The organism is Trichococcus sp. K1Tr, assembly GCF_028309625.1.
Classification (GTDB): Bacteria; Bacillota; Bacilli; order Lactobacillales; family Aerococcaceae; genus Trichococcus.
In genome coordinates, this window is record NZ_JAQMHR010000003.1 from 206,374 (window position 1) to 225,447 (window position 19,074).

General features: G+C 49.5%; 19 protein-coding genes, 1 riboswitch and 1 other annotated feature. Of the genes, 16 read left to right on the forward strand and 3 right to left on the reverse strand.

Annotated elements, in window-relative coordinates:
• Window positions 1–3: 3 nt before the first annotated feature.
• Window positions 4–1,239 (reverse strand): MFS transporter, encoded by a 1,236-nt coding sequence (locus tag PH235_RS07380; RefSeq protein ID WP_272161722.1) that lies wholly within the window; start codon window positions 1,237–1,239, stop codon window positions 4–6.
• Between the two features lie 175 nt (window positions 1,240–1,414).
• Between PH235_RS07380 and PH235_RS07385 the strand changes: the two genes are divergently transcribed.
• The 4 genes from PH235_RS07385 (at window position 1,415) to PH235_RS07400 (ending at window position 3,597) form a co-directional block, all read left to right on the forward strand.
• Entirely contained in the window at window positions 1,415–1,939 is a 525-nt protein-coding gene (locus PH235_RS07385) for an SOUL family heme-binding protein (RefSeq protein WP_272161723.1), read from the forward strand.
• Window positions 1,940–2,008: 69 nt separating this feature from the next.
• On the forward strand, window positions 2,009–2,581 hold the full coding sequence (locus tag PH235_RS07390; RefSeq protein ID WP_272161724.1) for a ribonuclease domain-containing protein: 573 nt from the start codon (window positions 2,009–2,011) through the stop codon (window positions 2,579–2,581).
• Window positions 2,582–2,587: 6 nt separating this feature from the next.
• Window positions 2,588–2,866 (forward strand): barstar family protein, encoded by a 279-nt coding sequence (locus PH235_RS07395; protein ID WP_272161913.1) that lies wholly within the window; start codon window positions 2,588–2,590, stop codon window positions 2,864–2,866.
• A gap of 194 nt (window positions 2,867–3,060) precedes the next feature.
• Window positions 3,061–3,597 (forward strand): dihydrofolate reductase family protein, encoded by a 537-nt coding sequence (locus tag PH235_RS07400; RefSeq protein ID WP_272161725.1) that lies wholly within the window; start codon window positions 3,061–3,063, stop codon window positions 3,595–3,597.
• Window positions 3,598–3,609: 12 nt separating this feature from the next.
• Here the strand turns inward: PH235_RS07400 and PH235_RS07405 are convergent, their stop codons facing one another.
• Window positions 3,610–4,266 carry a DNA alkylation repair protein gene (locus tag PH235_RS07405; RefSeq protein ID WP_272161726.1) on the reverse strand — a complete coding sequence of 219 codons (657 nt, stop codon included), beginning with the start codon at window positions 4,264–4,266 and terminating at the stop codon, window positions 3,610–3,612.
• Window positions 4,267–4,372: 106 nt separating this feature from the next.
• On the opposite strand from PH235_RS07405, the gene PH235_RS07410 reads away from it, so the two are divergent.
• The 8 genes from PH235_RS07410 (at window position 4,373) to PH235_RS07445 (ending at window position 13,360) form a co-directional block, all read left to right on the forward strand.
• Window positions 4,373–5,131, forward strand: a complete 759-nt coding sequence (locus PH235_RS07410) for an alpha/beta hydrolase (RefSeq protein ID WP_272161727.1) — start codon at window positions 4,373–4,375, stop codon at window positions 5,129–5,131.
• Window positions 5,132–5,179: 48 nt separating this feature from the next.
• Window positions 5,180–5,791: a GNAT family N-acetyltransferase gene (locus PH235_RS07415; protein ID WP_272161728.1), complete on the forward strand. Its 612-nt coding sequence runs from the start codon at window positions 5,180–5,182 to the stop codon at window positions 5,789–5,791.
• Window positions 5,792–5,854: 63 nt separating this feature from the next.
• Window positions 5,855–6,126, forward strand: a binding site (T-box leader).
• Window positions 6,127–6,248: 122 nt separating this feature from the next.
• Window positions 6,249–7,946, forward strand: coding sequence for an arginine--tRNA ligase (argS, locus tag PH235_RS07420; RefSeq protein ID WP_272161729.1), 1,698 nt, complete (start codon window positions 6,249–6,251; stop codon window positions 7,944–7,946).
• A gap of 243 nt (window positions 7,947–8,189) precedes the next feature.
• The gene (locus PH235_RS07425) at window positions 8,190–9,719 is read left to right on the forward strand and encodes a ClC family H(+)/Cl(-) exchange transporter (protein ID WP_272161914.1); all 1,530 of its coding nucleotides are present in this window, start codon (window positions 8,190–8,192) and stop codon (window positions 9,717–9,719) included.
• 97 nt (window positions 9,720–9,816) lie between these two features.
• Entirely contained in the window at window positions 9,817–10,287 is a 471-nt protein-coding gene (locus PH235_RS07430) for a GyrI-like domain-containing protein (RefSeq protein ID WP_272161730.1), read from the forward strand.
• Between the two features lie 71 nt (window positions 10,288–10,358).
• Complete coding sequence (locus tag PH235_RS07435) at window positions 10,359–11,762, forward strand: MATE family efflux transporter (RefSeq protein ID WP_272161731.1); 1,404 nt, start codon at window positions 10,359–10,361, stop codon at window positions 11,760–11,762.
• 166 nt (window positions 11,763–11,928) lie between these two features.
• Entirely contained in the window at window positions 11,929–12,567 is a 639-nt protein-coding gene (locus tag PH235_RS07440; protein ID WP_272161732.1) for an NAD(P)-dependent oxidoreductase, read from the forward strand.
• Window positions 12,568–12,613: 46 nt separating this feature from the next.
• Window positions 12,614–13,360 (forward strand): class I SAM-dependent methyltransferase, encoded by a 747-nt coding sequence (locus PH235_RS07445; protein ID WP_272161733.1) that lies wholly within the window; start codon window positions 12,614–12,616, stop codon window positions 13,358–13,360.
• 81 nt (window positions 13,361–13,441) lie between these two features.
• Here PH235_RS07445 and PH235_RS07450 read toward each other — a convergent pair whose 3' ends face one another.
• The gene (locus PH235_RS07450) at window positions 13,442–14,632 is read right to left on the reverse strand and encodes a cation:proton antiporter domain-containing protein (protein ID WP_272161734.1); all 1,191 of its coding nucleotides are present in this window, start codon (window positions 14,630–14,632) and stop codon (window positions 13,442–13,444) included.
• Between the two features lie 43 nt (window positions 14,633–14,675).
• Window positions 14,676–14,751: riboswitch (Fluoride riboswitch) on the reverse strand.
• A 255-nt stretch (window positions 14,752–15,006) separates the two neighbouring features.
• Between PH235_RS07450 and PH235_RS07455 the strand changes: the two genes are divergently transcribed.
• The 4 genes from PH235_RS07455 to PH235_RS07470 all read left to right on the forward strand — a co-directional run bounded on the left by PH235_RS07455 (window position 15,007) and on the right by PH235_RS07470 (window position 18,981).
• The gene (locus tag PH235_RS07455; protein WP_272161735.1) at window positions 15,007–15,774 is read left to right on the forward strand and encodes a hypothetical protein; all 768 of its coding nucleotides are present in this window, start codon (window positions 15,007–15,009) and stop codon (window positions 15,772–15,774) included.
• 2 nt (window positions 15,775–15,776) lie between these two features.
• Window positions 15,777–16,241: a hypothetical protein gene (locus PH235_RS07460; RefSeq protein WP_272161736.1), complete on the forward strand. Its 465-nt coding sequence runs from the start codon at window positions 15,777–15,779 to the stop codon at window positions 16,239–16,241.
• Between the two features lie 401 nt (window positions 16,242–16,642).
• A complete protein-coding gene (locus PH235_RS07465; RefSeq protein WP_272161737.1) occupies window positions 16,643–17,308 on the forward strand; it encodes an SIMPL domain-containing protein in 666 nt (221 codons plus the stop codon).
• Between the two features lie 221 nt (window positions 17,309–17,529).
• Complete coding sequence (locus tag PH235_RS07470) at window positions 17,530–18,981, forward strand: UDP-N-acetylmuramoyl-L-alanyl-D-glutamate--2,6-diaminopimelate ligase (RefSeq protein WP_272161738.1); 1,452 nt, start codon at window positions 17,530–17,532, stop codon at window positions 18,979–18,981.
• Window positions 18,982–19,074: the final 93 nt, after the last annotated feature.

Below are 19,074 nucleotides of genomic sequence, written 5' to 3' on the forward strand. Positions count from 1 at the left end.
GTTTCAATTGTCCTCTGTCCGCAACATCAGCACACCTCCGATGATGAAAAGGAGGGAAATGCTGGCGAGCCCGTTGCGCGAGTCGCCGGTCAATTGGCTCGTGAGCGCATAAAGCGCCGGACCCATGATGGCGGCAAATTTGCCGAGGATATTGTAGAAACCGAAATATTCATTGGCGTTCTCCTTCGGCACAAGCTTGGCGAAATAGGAACGCGACAGTGCCTGGATACCGCCTTGCGAAGTTGCGACCAGCGCAGCGAGGATCCAGAATTCGACAGCAGTGGTCATCCGGAAAGCCAGCAGGCAGGCAAACAGATAAATGACGATGCCCACCAAAATCATTTTTTTGCTGCCGAAGCGCTTGGCCAGTACGCCGTAGAGGATCGTGAAAGGAAAAGACAGGATCGGAATAACCAGCACGGCGATCATCAGCACATCAGACACGACCCCGATACTGTCGCCGAAGACAGCTGCCATGTGGATGATCGTGTTCAGCCCATCGATGTAAAAGAAGTAGGCGATCAGGAACAGGAACATTTTCTTGTGGCTGCGGATCTGGTGCAGCGTTTTGTTAAGGCGGGCGAAACTGTCATGGATGATGTGTTCGCTGGCCGGGACAAAATAGCGCTGTTTCACATTGCGCAGCATCGGAATCGTGAAGACGATCCACCAAAATGCTGTGAACAGGAAGGAGGCTTTGATGGCGGTCGTCCTGGGAATGCCGATTTTCTCGCCGAACATGATCAGCAGGATCGAAAGTACGAATGGGATGGTACTGCCACCGATGTAACCCATCGCAAATCCGTAGGTGGAGACCCGATCCATCCGATCCTCTGCCGCGACATCCACCAAAAAGGCGTCATAGAAGATGTTCGCGCCTGAAAAGCCGATTGTTGTGAGCATATAGAAGGCAAGCAGCAGGCGCCAATCGTCCGTGAAGCTCAGCGCGGCGGTTGCGACAACACCGATCAGGAAGAAACTTTTGAACAGCCGCATTTTCCATTTCGGATAATCACCTATCGTACCGAGGATCGGGGCGAATACTGCTATAGCCAAAGTCGCGGCAGAGGTCGCATAGCCCCAATAGGAATCCGCCAAGTTCGGGGCGATGCCTTCGCCGGTCGTGATCGATTTATAAAAAAGCGGCAGAATGACCGAGGAGATGATGATGGAATAGGCGGAATTCGCCCAATCGTACATGATCCAACTTTTTTCCTGCAACGAAAAACTTTTCAGCATGGCTTCCGCCTCCGATCATAAAAGGTGATAACGCTCTCATTTGTTTATAATTTATTTATATCAGTTGTTGGCTGATAGCACAAGCCCCAAGCCAGTCAAGCATCCTATCTTTTCGGAAAAAAAGAAAATCATGGTAAAATTCAGCTATAGAGAACAGAATGGGGGAAGGGAAGTCATGGCCAAATATGAACGCCCGGAATACACGGTCCTGCTGTCGGAGGATCCGTTCGAATTGAGGGAATACCGGGATTTCTACATCGTGGAATACGAAAATGCCGCTGATCCGGATGTGGACAGCGGGTTCGGCACCTTGTTCCGTTATATTTCAAAAGATAATCAAGCGGACCGAAAAATCAGCATGACAGTTCCGGTGATCCAGGAACTGTCTGAAGACCGCACGAAGATGGCATTTGTTGTCCCGAAGGCGGAATGGGAGGATATTCCACAGCCCAACAGCCCTTCGCTGACCGTCAAAAAATTCGACAGCGGCCTTTTTGCGGTCATCCAGTACGGCGGTTATTCGAATGATCGGAAAGAGCGTGACATGCTGGAGAAGCTGGCGCAGTGGGTGCAGGAGAAAAAGTACCAGCCTACTTCGAATTATATGCTGGCATCCTTCAATGCACCGTTCGTGCCGCCTATGTTCCGGCATAACGAAATCATGGTGCGGGTCGGAACGGATCAACAGGATTCCGATTAAATACTGGACAATTCGGCGTTCCTTTTGTATCGTATCGGGGAACACACTCAACAAAAAGGGGACTAGTGCATGAAAAACTTAAAAAGCGGCTTGAAAGGCTTGTTCGCTTTATTGGCGATCATTTTGGCCGTATGGGTCAATGGCGTCGACTCACTTTTCGAGGAACAGGCGCCTGATTCTTCGATCAGCATCGCCGCCAGCAGCTCGCAAGCAATTGAAGAAGGTACCCAAGAAGCTATCTCACAAAATGAGACGCAGGAGTCGACCGAAACGGCAACCAGCAGCGGCGTCACGGAAGGGCAAGCCTATTCAACGAAAGACGAAGTGGCGGCCTACATTCACCAGTTCAACGCACTGCCGCCCAACTATCTGACGAAGGACGAAGCCGAGGAACTTGGCTGGGATAATGCTGAAGGCAACCTGTGGGAAGTGACGGATGGGATGTCCATCGGCGGTGATTTCTTCGGCAATCGCGAAGGCTTGCTTCCGAATAAATCAGGCAGGACCTATTACGAGGCCGACATCGATTATGACGGCGGCTACCGCGGGGCGGAGCGCATCGTGTACTCGAATGACGGACTGATCTTTTACACGGATGATCATTATGAATCATTCGAACAGCTGTACTGGGAGGGGGAGTGATTGAAGATGGAAATCATCCGTTTGGACGGCAGCAAGATGACCGACCGGAAAGCAACGCATGCCTATCTGAAAAAGAAATTGCATCTCCCCGAATATTACGGCAATAACCTGGATGCCTTGTGGGATTGTCTGACGACCGATTATTCCGGCAAAATGATCATCCTGCGGGATCCGCAAACCGTGCAAAATCAACTCGGCGATTATGGGGACTCCTTGGTCCGCTTGTTCAAGGAAGTTGCTGCAGCCAATTCCGCCATCCGTTTGATCCTGGCCTATCCGCTGTGAAGTTTATGCAAGTAAACGAAGTGGGCAATGTCTGATTGTCAACCAAAAAATTAAACTGTAAGCAAAAAAGACGATTCGCTCAGAATCGTCTTTTTTTGCGGTTTTGTCAAAATCCCAACGGAAAATTCTTTCTTTGATTGTCAACCAAGCGTATAGTTGACTGTATGGGGTAGACAAGTCAATGAGGTGATCAGATGGGAAAAAGAAAGGTCAAAGTGTATATCGCAGTAAGCCTGGATGGCTACATCGCGCATTCGGACGGAAATATCGATTGGCTTGATAGTGTCGCCAGACCTGATGAAGATTATGGCTATGCTACTTTTATCGAAACGATTGATACGGTCATCATGGGGCGTAAGACTTACGAAAAAGTGCTGTCTTTCGGCGGGGATTTCCCGCATGCAGGCCGGGATTGTTACGTTCTGACCAGGACGGAGCGCCGTCCTGATGGGCAGGTCCGTTTTTACAGCGGACCGGCAGACGAGCTATTGGATCAGATTCGGAGCAAACCCGGCAAGGACATCTTTATCGATGGCGGGTCCGAAGCGATCGACCTGTTCCGTAAAAAGGGGCTGGTCGACAGCTATACCGTATCCATCATCCCGATGCTGCTGGGTGAAGGCATCCGGTTGTTCAAAGAGAGCGAGAAGGAGCTGCCTTTGAAATTGGTTGAAGCAACAACTTTTGATTCTGGTCTGGTGCAGCTCAGCTACGAGCCGATCGACGAATAAAAGATTCCTTGTTCAGACATACTTGCTGCCTTCACGGATGCTCAGGTTGGACAGGTCATCCTTGTGCGCGAAAATGAACGTACGTACCCAATCGGGATTTGTTTTGCTGAAATCGCGCAGACTCCAACCGATGGCTTTGTTGATGAAGAATTCCTTTTGGTTAAGATTGTTCTGGATGATTTCCTCCAGTAAAGCGGTGTCCGTCTTGTCTTTGAAGCCGAGTTGATGATCGATGGCGACACGCCGCAACCAGATGTCATCCGCAACGCTCCATTCCAACAGGATCGGCTTGCATTCCGGATAGCGTTGGACAATCGATCCGACAACCCCATCCAGGCCATCAACGGTATCCCACCATGATTTTGTCTGGATGTAATGCTTCAGCTTCGCCAAGTCTTCCGGACCGAGGCAATTCTGGATCGCCAGAAGATAATCGACGCCGGCATACTGAAATTCACGTTCTTCACGCTTGAAGCACTGGTCGACGAAATCGAAGTCGACGATTTTTTCTTTTTTTGCAGCTGCAAGAAATTTTTTATAGGCCGCTTTCCGCGGACCGGTTGTGATTCCCAGGAACGGGAATTGATTCCGCATATAGGCCGACATCTGGGGAGCGCGTTCTTCATCGCGCAAAGCCAGCAAAGATTCAAAAATTCCATCATACCACATGGTGTTAACCTGCCTTTCATAGGTGGATGCGACTCATGAGTCACTCATCATGATCACTTTAGAACAGTTTTTGGAAAAGTGCAATCATGATCCAAGGGAGGATACTATGGAAAAAAACAAGAAATCCAGCTGGATCCGTAAAGTGCTGATCGGCTTGGCTGTGCTGACAGTGATTGCTGCTGGTGCGTTCTTTTGGTACGTCAATGACTACTACCAAGCGGCAACAAGTGCCGTCGAGGCGCTGCAGTCGGGTGGATCGGTCACCATCACCGAGACGGATGACGCGATCACGTTTGCGCTGAACGGGGAAAATCCGGAAGAAGGCATCATCTTTTATCCGGGCGGAAAGGTTGAAGCGGAAGCCTATGCGCCTTTGCTGCGCAGCTTGGCCGAAGCGGATTTGTTGGTGGTCGTCGCCAAGATGCCTTTCCATTTGGCGGTCTTTGATGCCAATGCGGCAGAAACGATCATGGAACAGGAAGATAGTGTGCAGGATTGGTATCTCGCCGGGCATTCCTTGGGTGGCGTCATGGCTTCCAGTTTTGCGGCTGACCAATCTGATGAAGTCGCTGGCCTAATTTTCCTAGCATCCTATCCGTCCAGTGATTTGACCGAAGCACCGTTTCCGGTCCTTTCCATCTACGGTTCGGAAGATGAAGTCCTGAACCGCGAAAGCTACGATGAAGCGCAAGGAAAACTTCCGGAAGCTTACACGGAAATCGTGCTGGATGGCGGCAATCATGGCCAGTTCGGTGATTACGGAACGCAATCAGGCGACGGAACAGCAACTATTTCCACCGCTCAACAGCAACAGCTGACTGTTGAAGCAATCACATCATTCATCGAAAAAAACCGCCAGCAATAATGCAGCGAATCAAATAATAATTAATATTTGCATGAAGGGAAGAAAAACATGACAGAAATAACGATGGCGAAAATGAGCCAATTATCGGAAACACAAAAAGAGGAAGTCAGAAAAATTTTCGTCACCAGCTACTACAAGGACATGAAGACGCTGCATCGCGATACCGAGCGCCTATTGGGAGGATTCCGCAGACTGCTGCAGGAGGACCTGATCCGTGTTGCAATGGACGGCGATCGCCCGGTCGCGATGGTGGGCTGTTCGACCAACCAGCGCCGTGCCATGGAAGTGAACAAAGAGGATTTCCTAGCCAATTTCGGATTTATCTGGGGAAATATCGGGTATTTCAGCTTCCATAAAGAATACGGAAATCCCTTACCAATCGATGATGAGACGCTCTATTTTGAGTGCGTGGCGACCAATGAAGCCGATCGTCGCCAGGGGGTTGCCGGCCAGATGCTGCTCAAACTGATCGAAACGGAACCTTACCAAACTTTCGCCTTGGATGTCGTCGACAGCAACGGACGGGCCCAGAGCGTTTATGAACGGATCGGTTTCCGCGAAATGCATCGGAAAAAATCCTTGATCGGAAAAATATTCATGGACTATTCGGAAAGCATTTGGATGAGCCGCCCGAAGCATTTGCCGAATCCATCGGAATGATGGGGAAGTCAAAAATCAATTAGACAAACAGGGCCGGCTTTGATATAGTATTACAGATAGTAATCACATTCATTGATGAAGAAAGTACTTCGAACAATGTTCACAGCGAGCGGGGTAGGTGGAAGCCCGCAACGGAGTGAAGAAGGAAACGCACTTCAGAGAAAATGACTTGAAAACAAGCGTAATCCCGCTGTTCATCGGACAGCTCGGAAAGAACGTTTGTGAGTAGCGTCATTCGGTTTAGCCCCGTTAGCGGTTCAAAAGGATAAACTAATCAGAGCCCATCTGTGTTGCTTTATCGAATTAGAGTGGTACCACGGATGTTCGTCTCTATTTTGCCAGGGCAGAATAGGGGCTTTTTTTATCGTTATCGCGCATTTGCGGTACCTACGAAAAGACAAGTGATCCATTCATCATGAGGATCGGCAGAGGCATATAATAAAGGAGCAGAAAAAATATGGATTATAAAAAGATTGTTGCTGAAGAGATTCAAAAGCTGGTACCGGAGCATTTAACCTACGACCAAGTGTACCAATTGCTGGAAGTACCTAAATATACAGAGCACGGGGACGTAGCGTTTCCGGCATTCGCACTGGCGAAAGCATTGCGCAAAGCGCCGCAAGCCATCGCCGGAGATTTGGCGGCACAACTGAACCATCCTTACATTGAAAAGGTGGAAGCGGTGGGCCCGTACGTCAATCTGTTCCTTGAAAAAGCAGCGGTAACGAATGCGGTCCTGCATGAAATTGCTGCCGAGAAGCAAGCATTCGGAACAGCCGATATCGGAAAAGGCGGCAACGTGCCGATCGATATGTCCTCGCCGAATATCGCGAAACCGATTTCGATGGGTCATTTGCGCTCCACGGTAATCGGAAATTCTTTAGCCAATATCATGAAGAAAGTCGGCTTCAACCCGATCAAAATAAACCACTTGGGTGACTGGGGAACCCAATTCGGCAAGCTGATCGTGGCCTACAAATTGTGGGGCAACGAAGAAAAAGTCAAAGCTGAACCGATCAATGAATTGTTGACTCTGTATGTCCGTTTCCACACGGAAGCAGAATCAGACGATACCATGAACGACGAAGCCCGCGCTTGGTTCAAGAAATTGGAAGATGGCGATGCAGAAGCTTTGCATCTTTGGGAGTGGTTCCGTTCCGAATCGCTGCAGGAATTCATGAAAATCTACGATATGTTGGGGATCACTTTCGATTCCTTCAACGGCGAAGCTTTCTACAATGATAAGATGGATGAAGTCGTTGAACTGTTGGACAAAGCCGGCATCCTGACACAGGACCGCGGCGCAACCATCGTCGATTTGGAAAAATACAATCTGAATCCGGCCTTGATCAAAAAATCGGATGGCGCAACACTGTACATCACCCGCGACTTGGCTGCGGCGATCTACCGCAAACGCAACTATGATTTTGCGATGTCTCTGTATGCAGTCGGCAATGAACAAAGCAACCACTTCAAACAACTGAAAGCTGTTCTGAAAGAGCTCGGCTACGATTGGGCAGAAAACATGCACCATATCCCGTTCGGCCTGATCACACAAGGCGGCAAGAAACTGTCGACGCGTCAAGGGAAAGTCATTCTGCTGGAGGAAGTCCTGAACGAAGCGACTGAGCTTTCTTTGAAACAGATCAACGAGAAGAATCCAACATTGGAAGACAAAGAAGCAGTCGCCAAAGCAGTCGGCGTCGGCGCCGTCGTTTTCCATGACCTGAAAAATGACCGTCTGAACAATTTCGACTTCGATTTGGAGGAAGTCGTGCAATTCGAAGGCGAAACAGGCCCTTATGTCCAATATACAAATGCACGCGGCTTGAGCATCCTGCGCAAAGCAGCAGTCGAATTGGACACGACTGAAGCGGCTGATCTGGGCTTGGATGACGCTTACGCATGGGAAGTCGTAAAACTGTTGAACAGTTTCCCTGAAATCATCCAACAAGCTTACGAAAAATTCGAGCCATCCGTGATTGCAAAATACACGATCCACTTGTCCCAGGCATTCAATAAATACTACGGCAACACAAAAGTACTGGTAGAAGACGACAAACGCAACGCCCGTCTGGCGCTTGTCCAATCCGTAGCCACAGTCCTGCAAGAAGGCCTAAGACTCCTAGGAGTCCAATCCCCAGAAAAAATGTAGAGCGAGATGAATCCCGCTCTAGGAATCGAGCACTAACGAAATTTAGGAACAGCCAGCCCGGTTTTGGCTGGATGGGCCTAAATAGCGTTAGGCGGAGATTACTGGGATTCAGAACGCGTTTGCGTAGGATACGATAAAAACCAAAACCGCCTAAAATTATGTATATAGTTTTAGGTTTTTTGATTTTCATGGAACAAAAACAACAGAAAGAAGGGATAATCTTTGGATATTTACAGGAAGCTCATGGCTGATGAGCGCATCGTTTACCTTGCGAAAGGAACACTTGTGGGTTTATCAGCCGGCTTCATTGTCAGCCTTTTCAGATTAGGCATTGAATTCATATTGGAGACAGTGATCGAAAGCTATCATTACATGCAAGAACAGCCAATCTGGCTCATCCCTTGGGTGATTTTTTCAGTTGCAGCCGCGCTCGTCGTCGGAAAACTTGTCAAAAGCGAACCCAACATCAAGGGCAGCGGCATTCCGCAAGTGGAAGGGCAAGTCCAAGGAATCATCAGCCTTAACTGGTGGCCCGTGCTGTGGAAAAAATTCATCGGAGGTCTGCTGGCGATCGGATCGGGCCTCTTCTTAGGAAGAGAGGGTCCTTCCATCCAATTGGGATCCGCCGTGGGACAAGGCATCAGCAGTCTCACAAAAGGGGATGACGTCGAAGAGAAGATTTTGCTTTCGAGCGGCGCCGGCGCCGGTTTGGCGGCAGCTTTCAATGCTCCTTTGGCAGGCTTGATGTTTGTCCTCGAGGAAGTCCATCATAATTTTTCCCCTTTGCTTGCCATCACGACCTTCTCCTCCGCGCTTGTGGCAAATTTCGTGTCCTTGAACATCTTCGGTTTGACTCCGGCGTTGGACATCGGCATGATGAACACGATTCCAATCGCCTACTACGGTTTGGTTATTGGCCTGGGCGTCTTTCTGGGATTGAATGGCTGGCTCTACACCAAAGTAGTCTTGTCATTGCCTAAACTGTATGGCAGGCTGACTTTCATCCCGGCTCGGTATAACGCAATCTTGCCATTCATTCTGGTCATCCCGATCGGCTATTTTCTTCCCCAGGTCATCGGGGGAGGCAGCGAGCTGATCCTGCATTTGAGCAATTGGCAGCTCTCCTTGGGGATGTTGATTGGTTTGTGGGTTTTGCGCTTTGTATTTTCGATGATCTCTTACGGCGCGAATGTTCCCGGCGGCATTTTTCTGCCGATCTTATCATTGGGGGCAATCTTGGGAGCCATTTACGGAAAAGCGGCTTTGGCTCTGCTTTCGTTCGATCCGCAATATTTGCCGCATTTCATCATTTTTGCGATGGCGGGTTATTTCACTGCCATCGGAAAAGCACCTTTGACCGCCATCATTTTGGTGACGGAGATGGTCGGCGGGATGAATCAGTTGATGCCGCTTGCCATTTGTTCATTCAGTGCCTTTGTCACGGCCGATCTGTTGGGCGTGGATCCCATCTATGAAAGCCTATTGGAAAGGCTCATTGCTTCGCATGACAGCAAGCGCAACGGGAAAAAATATCTGTTTGATCTACCGGTCAGAGCCGAAAGTCATTTTTCCGGCCAAGAGATCCGTGATGTCCGATGGCCTGAGGACGTGTTGGTGACATCGATCAGAAGAGGCCAACAGAATGTTGTGGCAACAGGGAAAACAATTATGCAGACGGGCGATGTGTTGCATGTCTTGACGGATCTGGGTTTGGCGAAAACCGTTCAGGAAGAACTGAAGCAATTGGAAAAGAGGCGACTTTTCGACACTTGAGGCATCAAGTGGGTTTTTTTCTGAAAAATATGCTATCCTTATATTGAAGTTTTCAAAGTCGGTGCATCGCAAGCCTTGTTAAAGGGGGTTTTGTAAAATGGGAAGAATTTCAGCCATCACATTGACCAATCAACCGGAGCAGCGCATCATTTCCATCAAAACGGAAACGACGCTGAAAAATATGCAGACGAAGATAGAGGACTGCCGCGAAAAAATCCTGACCTATCTGAATTTGTTGGAAGAACTGCCAGCTGGGCCCTGTTTCACGATCTATTACTCATTCACGAAGCAAAACGTCGAAATCGAAGTCGGCTATCCGATCGCAAAAATGTTGCCTCCGCAGGATGATATCCGCATGTCCATCATTCCGGCAGGGAAACGGGTATCCTGTCTGAACATCGGCCCTTATAATGAAATTCCCAAGATTTACCAGGAAATGGACCAGTGGTTAGCCGTCCATGATTTCGAAACGAACGGCATCTCCTATGAAACCTACTACAACGGCGAAGGCTTCGCGCCGCAGGAATACTTGACCAAAATCGAATTGCCCATCCAAGAGGCAGATTAAAAATAAAAATTATAGTTACAAAAAAGCGAGCCGTCGAATAGACGGCTCCACTTTTTTGGGAAGGAAAAAATATGCAACAAAACAAACAGCCAGCGATGGCGGAAAACAAGATGGGTGTCATGCCCGTCAACAAATTACTGATCTCCATGTCCGTACCAATGATGATCTCCATGGTGGTGCAGGCTTTATATAATGTCGTGGACAGCATCTTTGTGGCCCAAATCAGTGAAAAAGCCCTTACGGCCGTATCCTTAGCCTTCCCGGTGCAGAACTTGATGATCGCTTTGGCGGTCGGGACCGGGGTCGGGATCAATGCCTTGGTTTCCAGACGTCTAGGCGAAAAAAATTATGAGGCCGCAAACAGCACTGCCGATAACGGCATCTTTCTGAATGCCATGCATTTCCTGCTGTTTTTGGCGTTGGGCCTGTTCTTCATCCCGCTTTATTTCTCCTTCCAGACGAAGGATGCAGAAATCATCGCCTACGGGATCGATTATCTGCAAGTCATCTGTGTCTTCTCGATCGGAATATTTATGCAGGTCAGCATGGAACGCTTGCTGCAGTCCACAGGCAGAACTTTGTTCACGATGACGACCCAAGCGACAGGTGCCATCCTGAACATCATATTAGATCCAATCTTCATCTTCGGCTGGTTCGGCGTTCCGGCAATGGGGACAAAGGGCGCTGCGATTGCAACCGTGATCGGACAGATAGCCGCGGCTTCCTTGGCGTTCTTTTTCAACGTCCGTTTCAATAAGGAAATCACTTTATCGTTTAAAGGGTTCCGCCCGGATATGCAAACGATCAAAAAAATTTATTCGATCGGCGGCCCTTCGATTCTGATGCAAGCTGTCGGTTCCTTCCTGAACTTGAGCCTGAACAACATTCTGATCCGTTTCACACCGACTGCGACCGCTGTTTTCGGTGTCTACTTCAAGCTTCAGAGCTTCATATTCATGCCGGTTTTCGGCCTGAACAACGGAATGGTTCCGATCATCGCCTATAACTACGGTGCCGACCAAAAAGAACGAATCAAGGAGACCATCAGCTTGTCGAAAAGATATGCGATGGCGATCATGTTCATCGGCGCCGCCATTTTCTTGCTGATTCCCGGCACGCTTCTGCAATTGTTCAATGCATCCGATGAAATGCTGGAAATCGGGATACCGGCTTTACGGATCATCAGTCTCTGCTATGTTTCTGCAGGCTACAACATCGTTTCCGGTTCCGTATTCCAAGCCTTCGGAAAAGGCGGCCTGAGTCTATGGGTCTCCATGATCCGCCAAGTCGTGGTGCTGCTGCCGGCAGCCTACCTGCTTTCTTTGTTTGGGGATGTTTCGTTTGTCTGGTGGGCGTTTCCGATTGCGGAAGTCTTTGCGCTGGTCATGAGCATCTATTTCAACAAAAAAATCGACAGAGAAGTCATCGCGAACATCTATCCGCATACAATTGGGGATGCTATCCCAGAAAAGTAAGAAAAATGAAGTCTTGCAGAGCCGAAAGGTTTCTGCCGGGCTTTTTTTAATGGGTTATCAGGGTAGCGTATAATTTTCGGATAAGTGTCCGGCTTTACTTTTATTCTTGAGAATCCTAAAATGGAAGAGACAGAAGGATGTTTGACACCAGGACGGAGGGGTTTCAGTGAAGATCGGAATCATCGGAGCGACAGGCAGACAGGGCAGGTTGATTTTGGAAGAAGCGCATGCTCGGGGACACGAGGTGACGGCCATCATCCGGAATCCCGCCAAGCTCGCAGACAAAGAAGTAGCCATCATCGAGCGGGACATTTTCGACGTGCAGTTGGAGGATCTGAAAGGGTTCGATGTGATTGTGGATGCGTTCAATGCACCTGCAGGAATGGAGGAGGAGCATGTGACCTCGCTGCAGTCCTTGATCGATGAACTGGAGCATCTTCCGCAAACGCGCTTGATCGTTGTAGGCGGAGCCGGCAGCCTTTATGCGGATCCCGGAAAAACAATCCGGGTTATGGAAACGGCCAATTTTCCCGAAGCTTTCAAACCGACTGCCACGAACATGGCCAAGGCCCTCAGCATACTGAAGGAAAGCAAAGCCAATTGGACTTATCTTTCGCCATCCGCTTATTTTGACCCGAACGGCAATCGGACCGGAAAATACGCCGAAGGGGCAGAAACGCTGTTGCTGAACAGCGAGGGTGAAAGTTACATCAGTTACGCGGATTACGCGATTGCACTGGTGGACGAGATTGAAAGGCAAAGACATCTGAGACAACGCTACACAGTCGTCGGTGAACGGCAGTAAGTTCTTGCGCTGACAGGCACGACAACGCAGATCAGGAGGAGAATTCATGGAAACATTGGATTTGATCATCGATTTTCATAAAAGCAACCCGCGCCAAGGTCCCGGCAGCCAACAGAGCACCATCAAAGCGCTGCAGTTTCTGCCGCAATTGACCCCGCAAGCGCAACTGCTGGATGTAGGCTGCGGAACCGGCGCGCAGACGATGGTGCTGAGCGAACAAACGCCGGCCCACATCACAGCGGTCGATAGCAGCAAAGAATTTTTGAGCATACTGAAGCACAAAGCCCTGCAGCAAGGCATCACGAACCGCTTGACGGTCAAGGAAATGGATATGGAGCAGCTTGCCTTTGCTCCGGAATCGTTGGACGTCATCTGGGCGGAAGGCGCCATTTACAACATCGGCTTTTCCAGAGGCATCCGTGAGTGGAGACCATTGTTGAAAAAGGACGGTTACTTGGTTGTTTCCGAAATTTCCTGGTTGACTCCGCAACGTCCGCAGATTGTGGACAAATATTGGACCGAAGTTTACCCGGAAATGGGGACGATTGCTGAAAAGACCGCCCAGATCGAGGAGGCCGGCTACATCCCGGTGGCGCATTTTGTCTTGCCCGAATCGGACTGGACGAGTCATTACTATCATTACTATGAAACCAATGAAGCGGCATTCCTGGAAAGGCACGGCCATAGCGAGGACGCAAAAGCTTTGGTGGAGGAAAACCATCAGGAAATGAAGAATTTCGAAAAATACAGTGCGTACTACAATTATGTTTTCTACATCATGCAGAAACGTTGAAAAAACTGGAAAATAGAGGCGCCCTGTCCGTTGAATGGACAGGGCGCCTCTATTTTTAATAGGATACATTCTATTTTACAATCAATTCTCCTTGGTCAGGAAGGTCTTGTAGGTGCGGTCGATGAAGGTGGCTCCAATCGGCGCAGTCAGAATGATCGCCAAAACGGCGACACTCAAAATGACGCTGCCGGCTTCGACTCCGGCAGCCAAAGGGATCGAACCGATGGCCGCTTGGACAGTGGCTTTCGGCGTGTACGCCATCGCCGAGAAAATGCGTTCCTTCGCATTCAGGTTTGTGCCTGAAACCGCCAAGAAGACCGCCAACATCCTGAAAATTAATGCCCCGAAGATCAAGGCAACAGCCGCGAAACCGACGCCTCCCAAGGCCGAAATGTCGACGGCCGACCCGACCAACACGAACAGGAAGATTTCGGCTGCGGACCAGATTTTTGACAATTTATCATTCAGACGTTTGGCCAATTCCGGGCGTCTTTTCAATAAGGTGGCTCCGACAGCCATGACGCCCAACAGACCGGAGAACGGAATGAATTTTGCCAAGGAATCTTCCGCCGTCACCAACAGGAAACCTGCGCTCAGCACGAGCATGACTTTCATCGTGTCGCGGATGTGGAATGTTCTGAAGAGAAAAACCAGGCCCAAGCCGATCAGCAGACCGCCAAGTAGACCCAAGGCGATCGAAACCGGAACGGAAAGAAGGGTGATTGCCTGGAACCCGCTGCCTGTGTACATGCCCATGAACGAGGTGAAAAGGACGATGACATAGACGTCATCGACGGATGCGCCAGCCAAAATCATCTGAGGGATCCCTTTGGCTTTGCCGTAGCCGCTCTCGATCAGCATGATCATGCGCGGGACGACGACCGCAGGCGAAACGGCGCCCAGAACAGCACCAAGGATGGCAGCCTCCAGTAAAGTGATGCCCAACAATTTCGGCGCCAACAGGATGACCGCCACAATCTCGAAGGTCGCCGGCAAAAAGGTCATCAGTACTGCGGGACGGCCGATCTTCTTGAGATAGCCCAAGTCCATCGTCAACCCGGCGCGCACCAAAATGACGATCAGGGCGATTTTTCGGATATCTGCGGAAATTGCCAGCAATTCCGGTGCCATGAGGTCCATTCCGTAGGGCCCCAACAGGATACCGGTCAAAATCAAGCCCAACAAGCCGGGCAATTGGAACCGGGTAAAGAGCGAACTGAGAAGAAATCCAAGAATAAGAATAAGCGCGATACTGTATATCAAAAGCTGCACCTCCAAATTTTTTCCACTAAAAAAGCCGAAGACGGACTGCGCCTATTGCGCAGAAGTCATCAGCTTGTATAAGCGGTTTAAGCATTTTGCTTAGGGAGACATTCATTCCCCTGTTATAGATAGAATGATAGCATGTTTTCTGAAGGCAGACAAGGGGAATCAGAAATCGCATCCTTGTTTTGGCTCTATTACTACAGCGAATTACTCTGAAAAAGTGGACCTTGTCAAAATTGCGATAATTCTCTAAAAATGATAGGATAAAAGCAAATAGATTGCACGATCCAAGGCCGGAAACAAGTTAGTATGGGCGTATGAAATTTCCAAACCGGCCGCTCCGATAAGTTTTTCCATCAGAAAAATACGAGGTGACGTGTGTGGACGAAATGAACAGAGAGAAGATTGTGAGCGAACTGAAAAGCATTCCTGGATTGAAAGGCATCGTGGGGTACGGTGGTGGAGACAATATCACGGAATCAGCCATCTTGCTGTACTATGTCGCCGGAGAACTGTCCAATCAGGAGCTGGAACATGTGGTCCGCCGGGTGGGTGATATCGAGGTGCCCATACATTACAGACTAAGGGAAATCGATCCTGTTGTGGACGCCATCTCTGATTGCCTCGACGGGAAGATTACGATCACGCACGAGAGCGGCCATCCTTTCGGCGTCGTGAACAGCAGCTACGCGGCTGAAATCCATTATGGCCGGATTCTCTGGGAAGGACCGGACCAGCCGATTAAGGCGCTGAAGGGAAAACTTGCAATGCAGGGACCGTATCCGGAAAAGCTGCGCCAAGCGACGATTGCTTATTTCATGAAGGAGGCGACACTGGCGCTCGAAAATGGCCATAGTGCAGCTATGCAGGGAGGCATCCATTACGCCAGCGGCAGCTTCTTCCAAGCGGCTTGTTCCTGGGTTCAAGTCATCCATGCATTGAACCGGCAGTTCCTCTTGAGCGAGAAGGGTGGCCTGAAGCGCGCGAACCAGTTGCCGATCAGCCCGAAACAATTCCGCGTGCGCGTGAACCAAGTTTACCGCTATTTCGCCGCGAACAATCCGACGCTTGCTTATTGCGAAATCGATATGTTGGAAAGTGAAATGAACGAATTGGTCGGATCTTTTGCGGAAGATGTGGAGGGATAATTTTGAAATATTACGACGAATGTCAGAAGAAGGTTCGATACAAATTCGGCTTTTACAGTTTGTTGATCATGACAGCATTGCTTCTTGTGTACATCGCTATGCCAGATGATAGAGTTGGCGGGATTTCTTACCAAAATGCAATTATGATCATCATCATGACCACGTCCTTATTCTTTTTGGTGAACGTTGTCTATCGGCATGCTTTTTTTGACCAATATACGCGCCGACCTTTTTGGAGCAACGTTTTCTTTTTGGCGATGGCTGGGCTACAGGCGCAGCAGGCGTATCAGCTGTATCAGCTGGGCATGGATCTCCCAGAACCGATCAATACGGTGGAATTTGTGATGCTGCACGGTCTGCAGGTAGCCTTGCACCTTTCGATCCCTTTAACGTATGGTGTGCGTACATTTGTCGATTGGCTCTCGGCAAAGGAACAGAATACTGAAGAAACCGGACAGTCGTCATGAACGACTGTTTTTTCTTTTGGAGTGACAGATGATGGATCAGCGGATAACAGGTGCTCATCCGGTAAATTCCGAGGAAACGATACCGGAACAGCCGAGATAAGCCTTATGTGTTGACTGATAGAGGCAAATGGAATGCGGAACAGTCGAGATAAGTCGCAGGCGTCGGCTGTTAGAGAACGCCCGAGGACGGAACAGTCGAGACGAGCCATCGATGTCGGCTGTTAGAAAAAATCCGAATGCACAACAGTCGACAGCAGCCCACGATTCCACCATAAAACTAAGTCAGCCGCAGCTTGCCTTAGTTTTTTTCCGGTAATAAGTCCTTGATTTTTGCGTAACCGCTTTCTGCGTGATAGGCTTAAGGAAAAGAACCAGATCCATTCAAAAAGGGGATAACCAATATGGAAATTTCAAGAATGACTGTCAAAGGCAAAGGTTTCGCCAGCGCGCCACCTGATGCGATCGCCATTTCGCTGCAATTGGAGGACATCAAGGACACCTATGAATTGGCAATGCAGCATGCCGCTTTGGAGCTTGAGCAAGTCCGGGAAACGTTGTTGCCGCTCGGATTCCCGAAAAAAGAGATTCGCTCCACTCATTTTTCGATCGACAGCGCGTATGAGCACCGGAATGACTTCCGCGGTGAAAACAAGCGCTACTTCCTCGGTTACCGCTACAGTAATGACCTGAAGATCACCTTCGGAAACGACAGCAAGCGCCTTGGCGAAATCCTTCTGGCTCTGTCGGTCTGCGAAGCGAATCCTGAATTTTCGGTCTACTTTTTCCTGAAGGATCGGCATGCAGTCGAGCAAGCCTTGCTGGAGGATGCTGTGCGTGACGCCAAGGAGAAGGCGCAGATACTGGCTGCGGCGGGCGGTGTCATGCTTGGGAAAATAGTGTCGATCGATTACGATTGGGGCGAAATCGAAGTGCGCTCCCGCGTCTACGCAGCCTCATCGAAGATGGCCTACGACAGCGCTCCGATGATCGATCTCGAGCCCGAAGACATCAGCAACAGTGATACCGTGACGGTCGTGTGGGAAATCCTGAATCCGCAAAAGGCATAGAGGGCATGTGTTTCGAAATCGAGTAGGTATACTTGGAAAACCGAAGATTATCATAATATTTTCGCTCAACACCAATGAATTCTGCAACATAGCAGTACCGGAAATCATCGTGATGGTATATCCTATACAAGGAAAAGCGTGTTTCTTACAAAAATTCATAAAAACTTCGCATTTCAAAAGTATACTGAAACCCGCTAGAACATCACTAAAGGAGCAATTCCATGAAACTGAAAGAAATGCTATCTGATTATCAGCTGGGAGAGCAGCCGAAGTGGGATGGAGAACAAATAATCACCGGCATTACCGATAGTTCCAGGGACACCACGGACGGAATGGTATTTGTCGCCATCGCGGGCTTCGAGCAGGATGGCCATGATTATATCCCGCATGCAATCGCACAAGGTGCCGCTTTGATAGTCGGTGAACACGATTGCCCAGTGGCATTACCGATTCCTTACCTAAAAGTCGCCAACAGTCGCCAAGCGTTGGGACAGCTGGCGGATAAATTTTATGATCATCCTTCCGGCAGGAAACGCGTCATCGGCATAACCGGTACGAACGGAAAGACGACGACCGCTTTTTTCCTCAAGCATTTGCTGGAGCAACAGGGCTTTACCGTTTCCATGATCGGTACCATCTACAATGAAATCAACGGGATTCAATATCCGACGCCCAACACGACACCGAATGCCGAAAAAGTGCATGAGTTGATTGCGGCATCAGAGGATGACTTCATCGTCATCGAAGTCTCTTCGCATGGCCTGACGCAATACCGTCTGGAGGGCGTCGCTTTCGACTACGCCCTGTTCATGAACCTGCAGCACGACCATTTGGATTACCACAAAACAATGGAGGCTTATTTCGAAGCCAAAGCAACGCTGTTCGACAAGCTGAAGCCGGCTGGGAAAGCGGTCGTCAATACCGATGTCGCCTGGGGGTTGAAATTGGCGCAGCGTCTGGTCGCCAAGGGGATAGCTGTCATCACCGTGGGCCATCAAGAGGATGCCGTCATGTCCATCAAAAAGATGACGAACCAAGAGGTCACATTGGACATTTCGGGTAAGGTGGTGGCGCTGGATCCGCATATGCCCGGTGAACACAATCTTTACGATATTGCGATGGCAGGTGCTGTTATTCAGGATCTCGGCTATCCATTGGTGGATGTTACGGAACAGATGCGTTCTTTTGCGGGCGTGCCGGGCAGGTACGAAATCGTCCATCTGAAGAATGGGGTACACTGTATCGTCGATTACGCGCATACGCCGGAAGCGGTCAGTTCCATTTTGACTTCGATGCATAAGGACGGCGCCGAGCGGATCACGCATATCTTCGGTTTCCGCGGCAACCGGGATGCGACGAAGCGGGATGAAATGATTGCGGCTTCGACTGCTCAGAGTGCGCGTGTGATCTTGACGACCGACGATCTGAACAGCATTCCGGAAGAAACAATGAGGCAGGAATATGCCGAGTATCAGCGAAAATTTGCCGGGATGCATAAAATCGACGTAATGATGGACCGGACATTGGCCATCCAAGCAGCAGTAAATAAGGCTCGGGAAGGCGATTGGATTCTGGTGACCGGCAAAGGCCATGAGAAATACAAGACCGCCTATGCCTTACCGACTGCCTCCGACAAGGAAACGGTGCTGTACTTGAAAAATTCAGAAAAATAGAAGGATCACAAAGCTGTAAGACACTGAGAATGAGTGTTTTGCGGCTTTTTTGTTGTGTCTTGGTGTTCGGTTTTTCCTATCAAACGTGTTCGG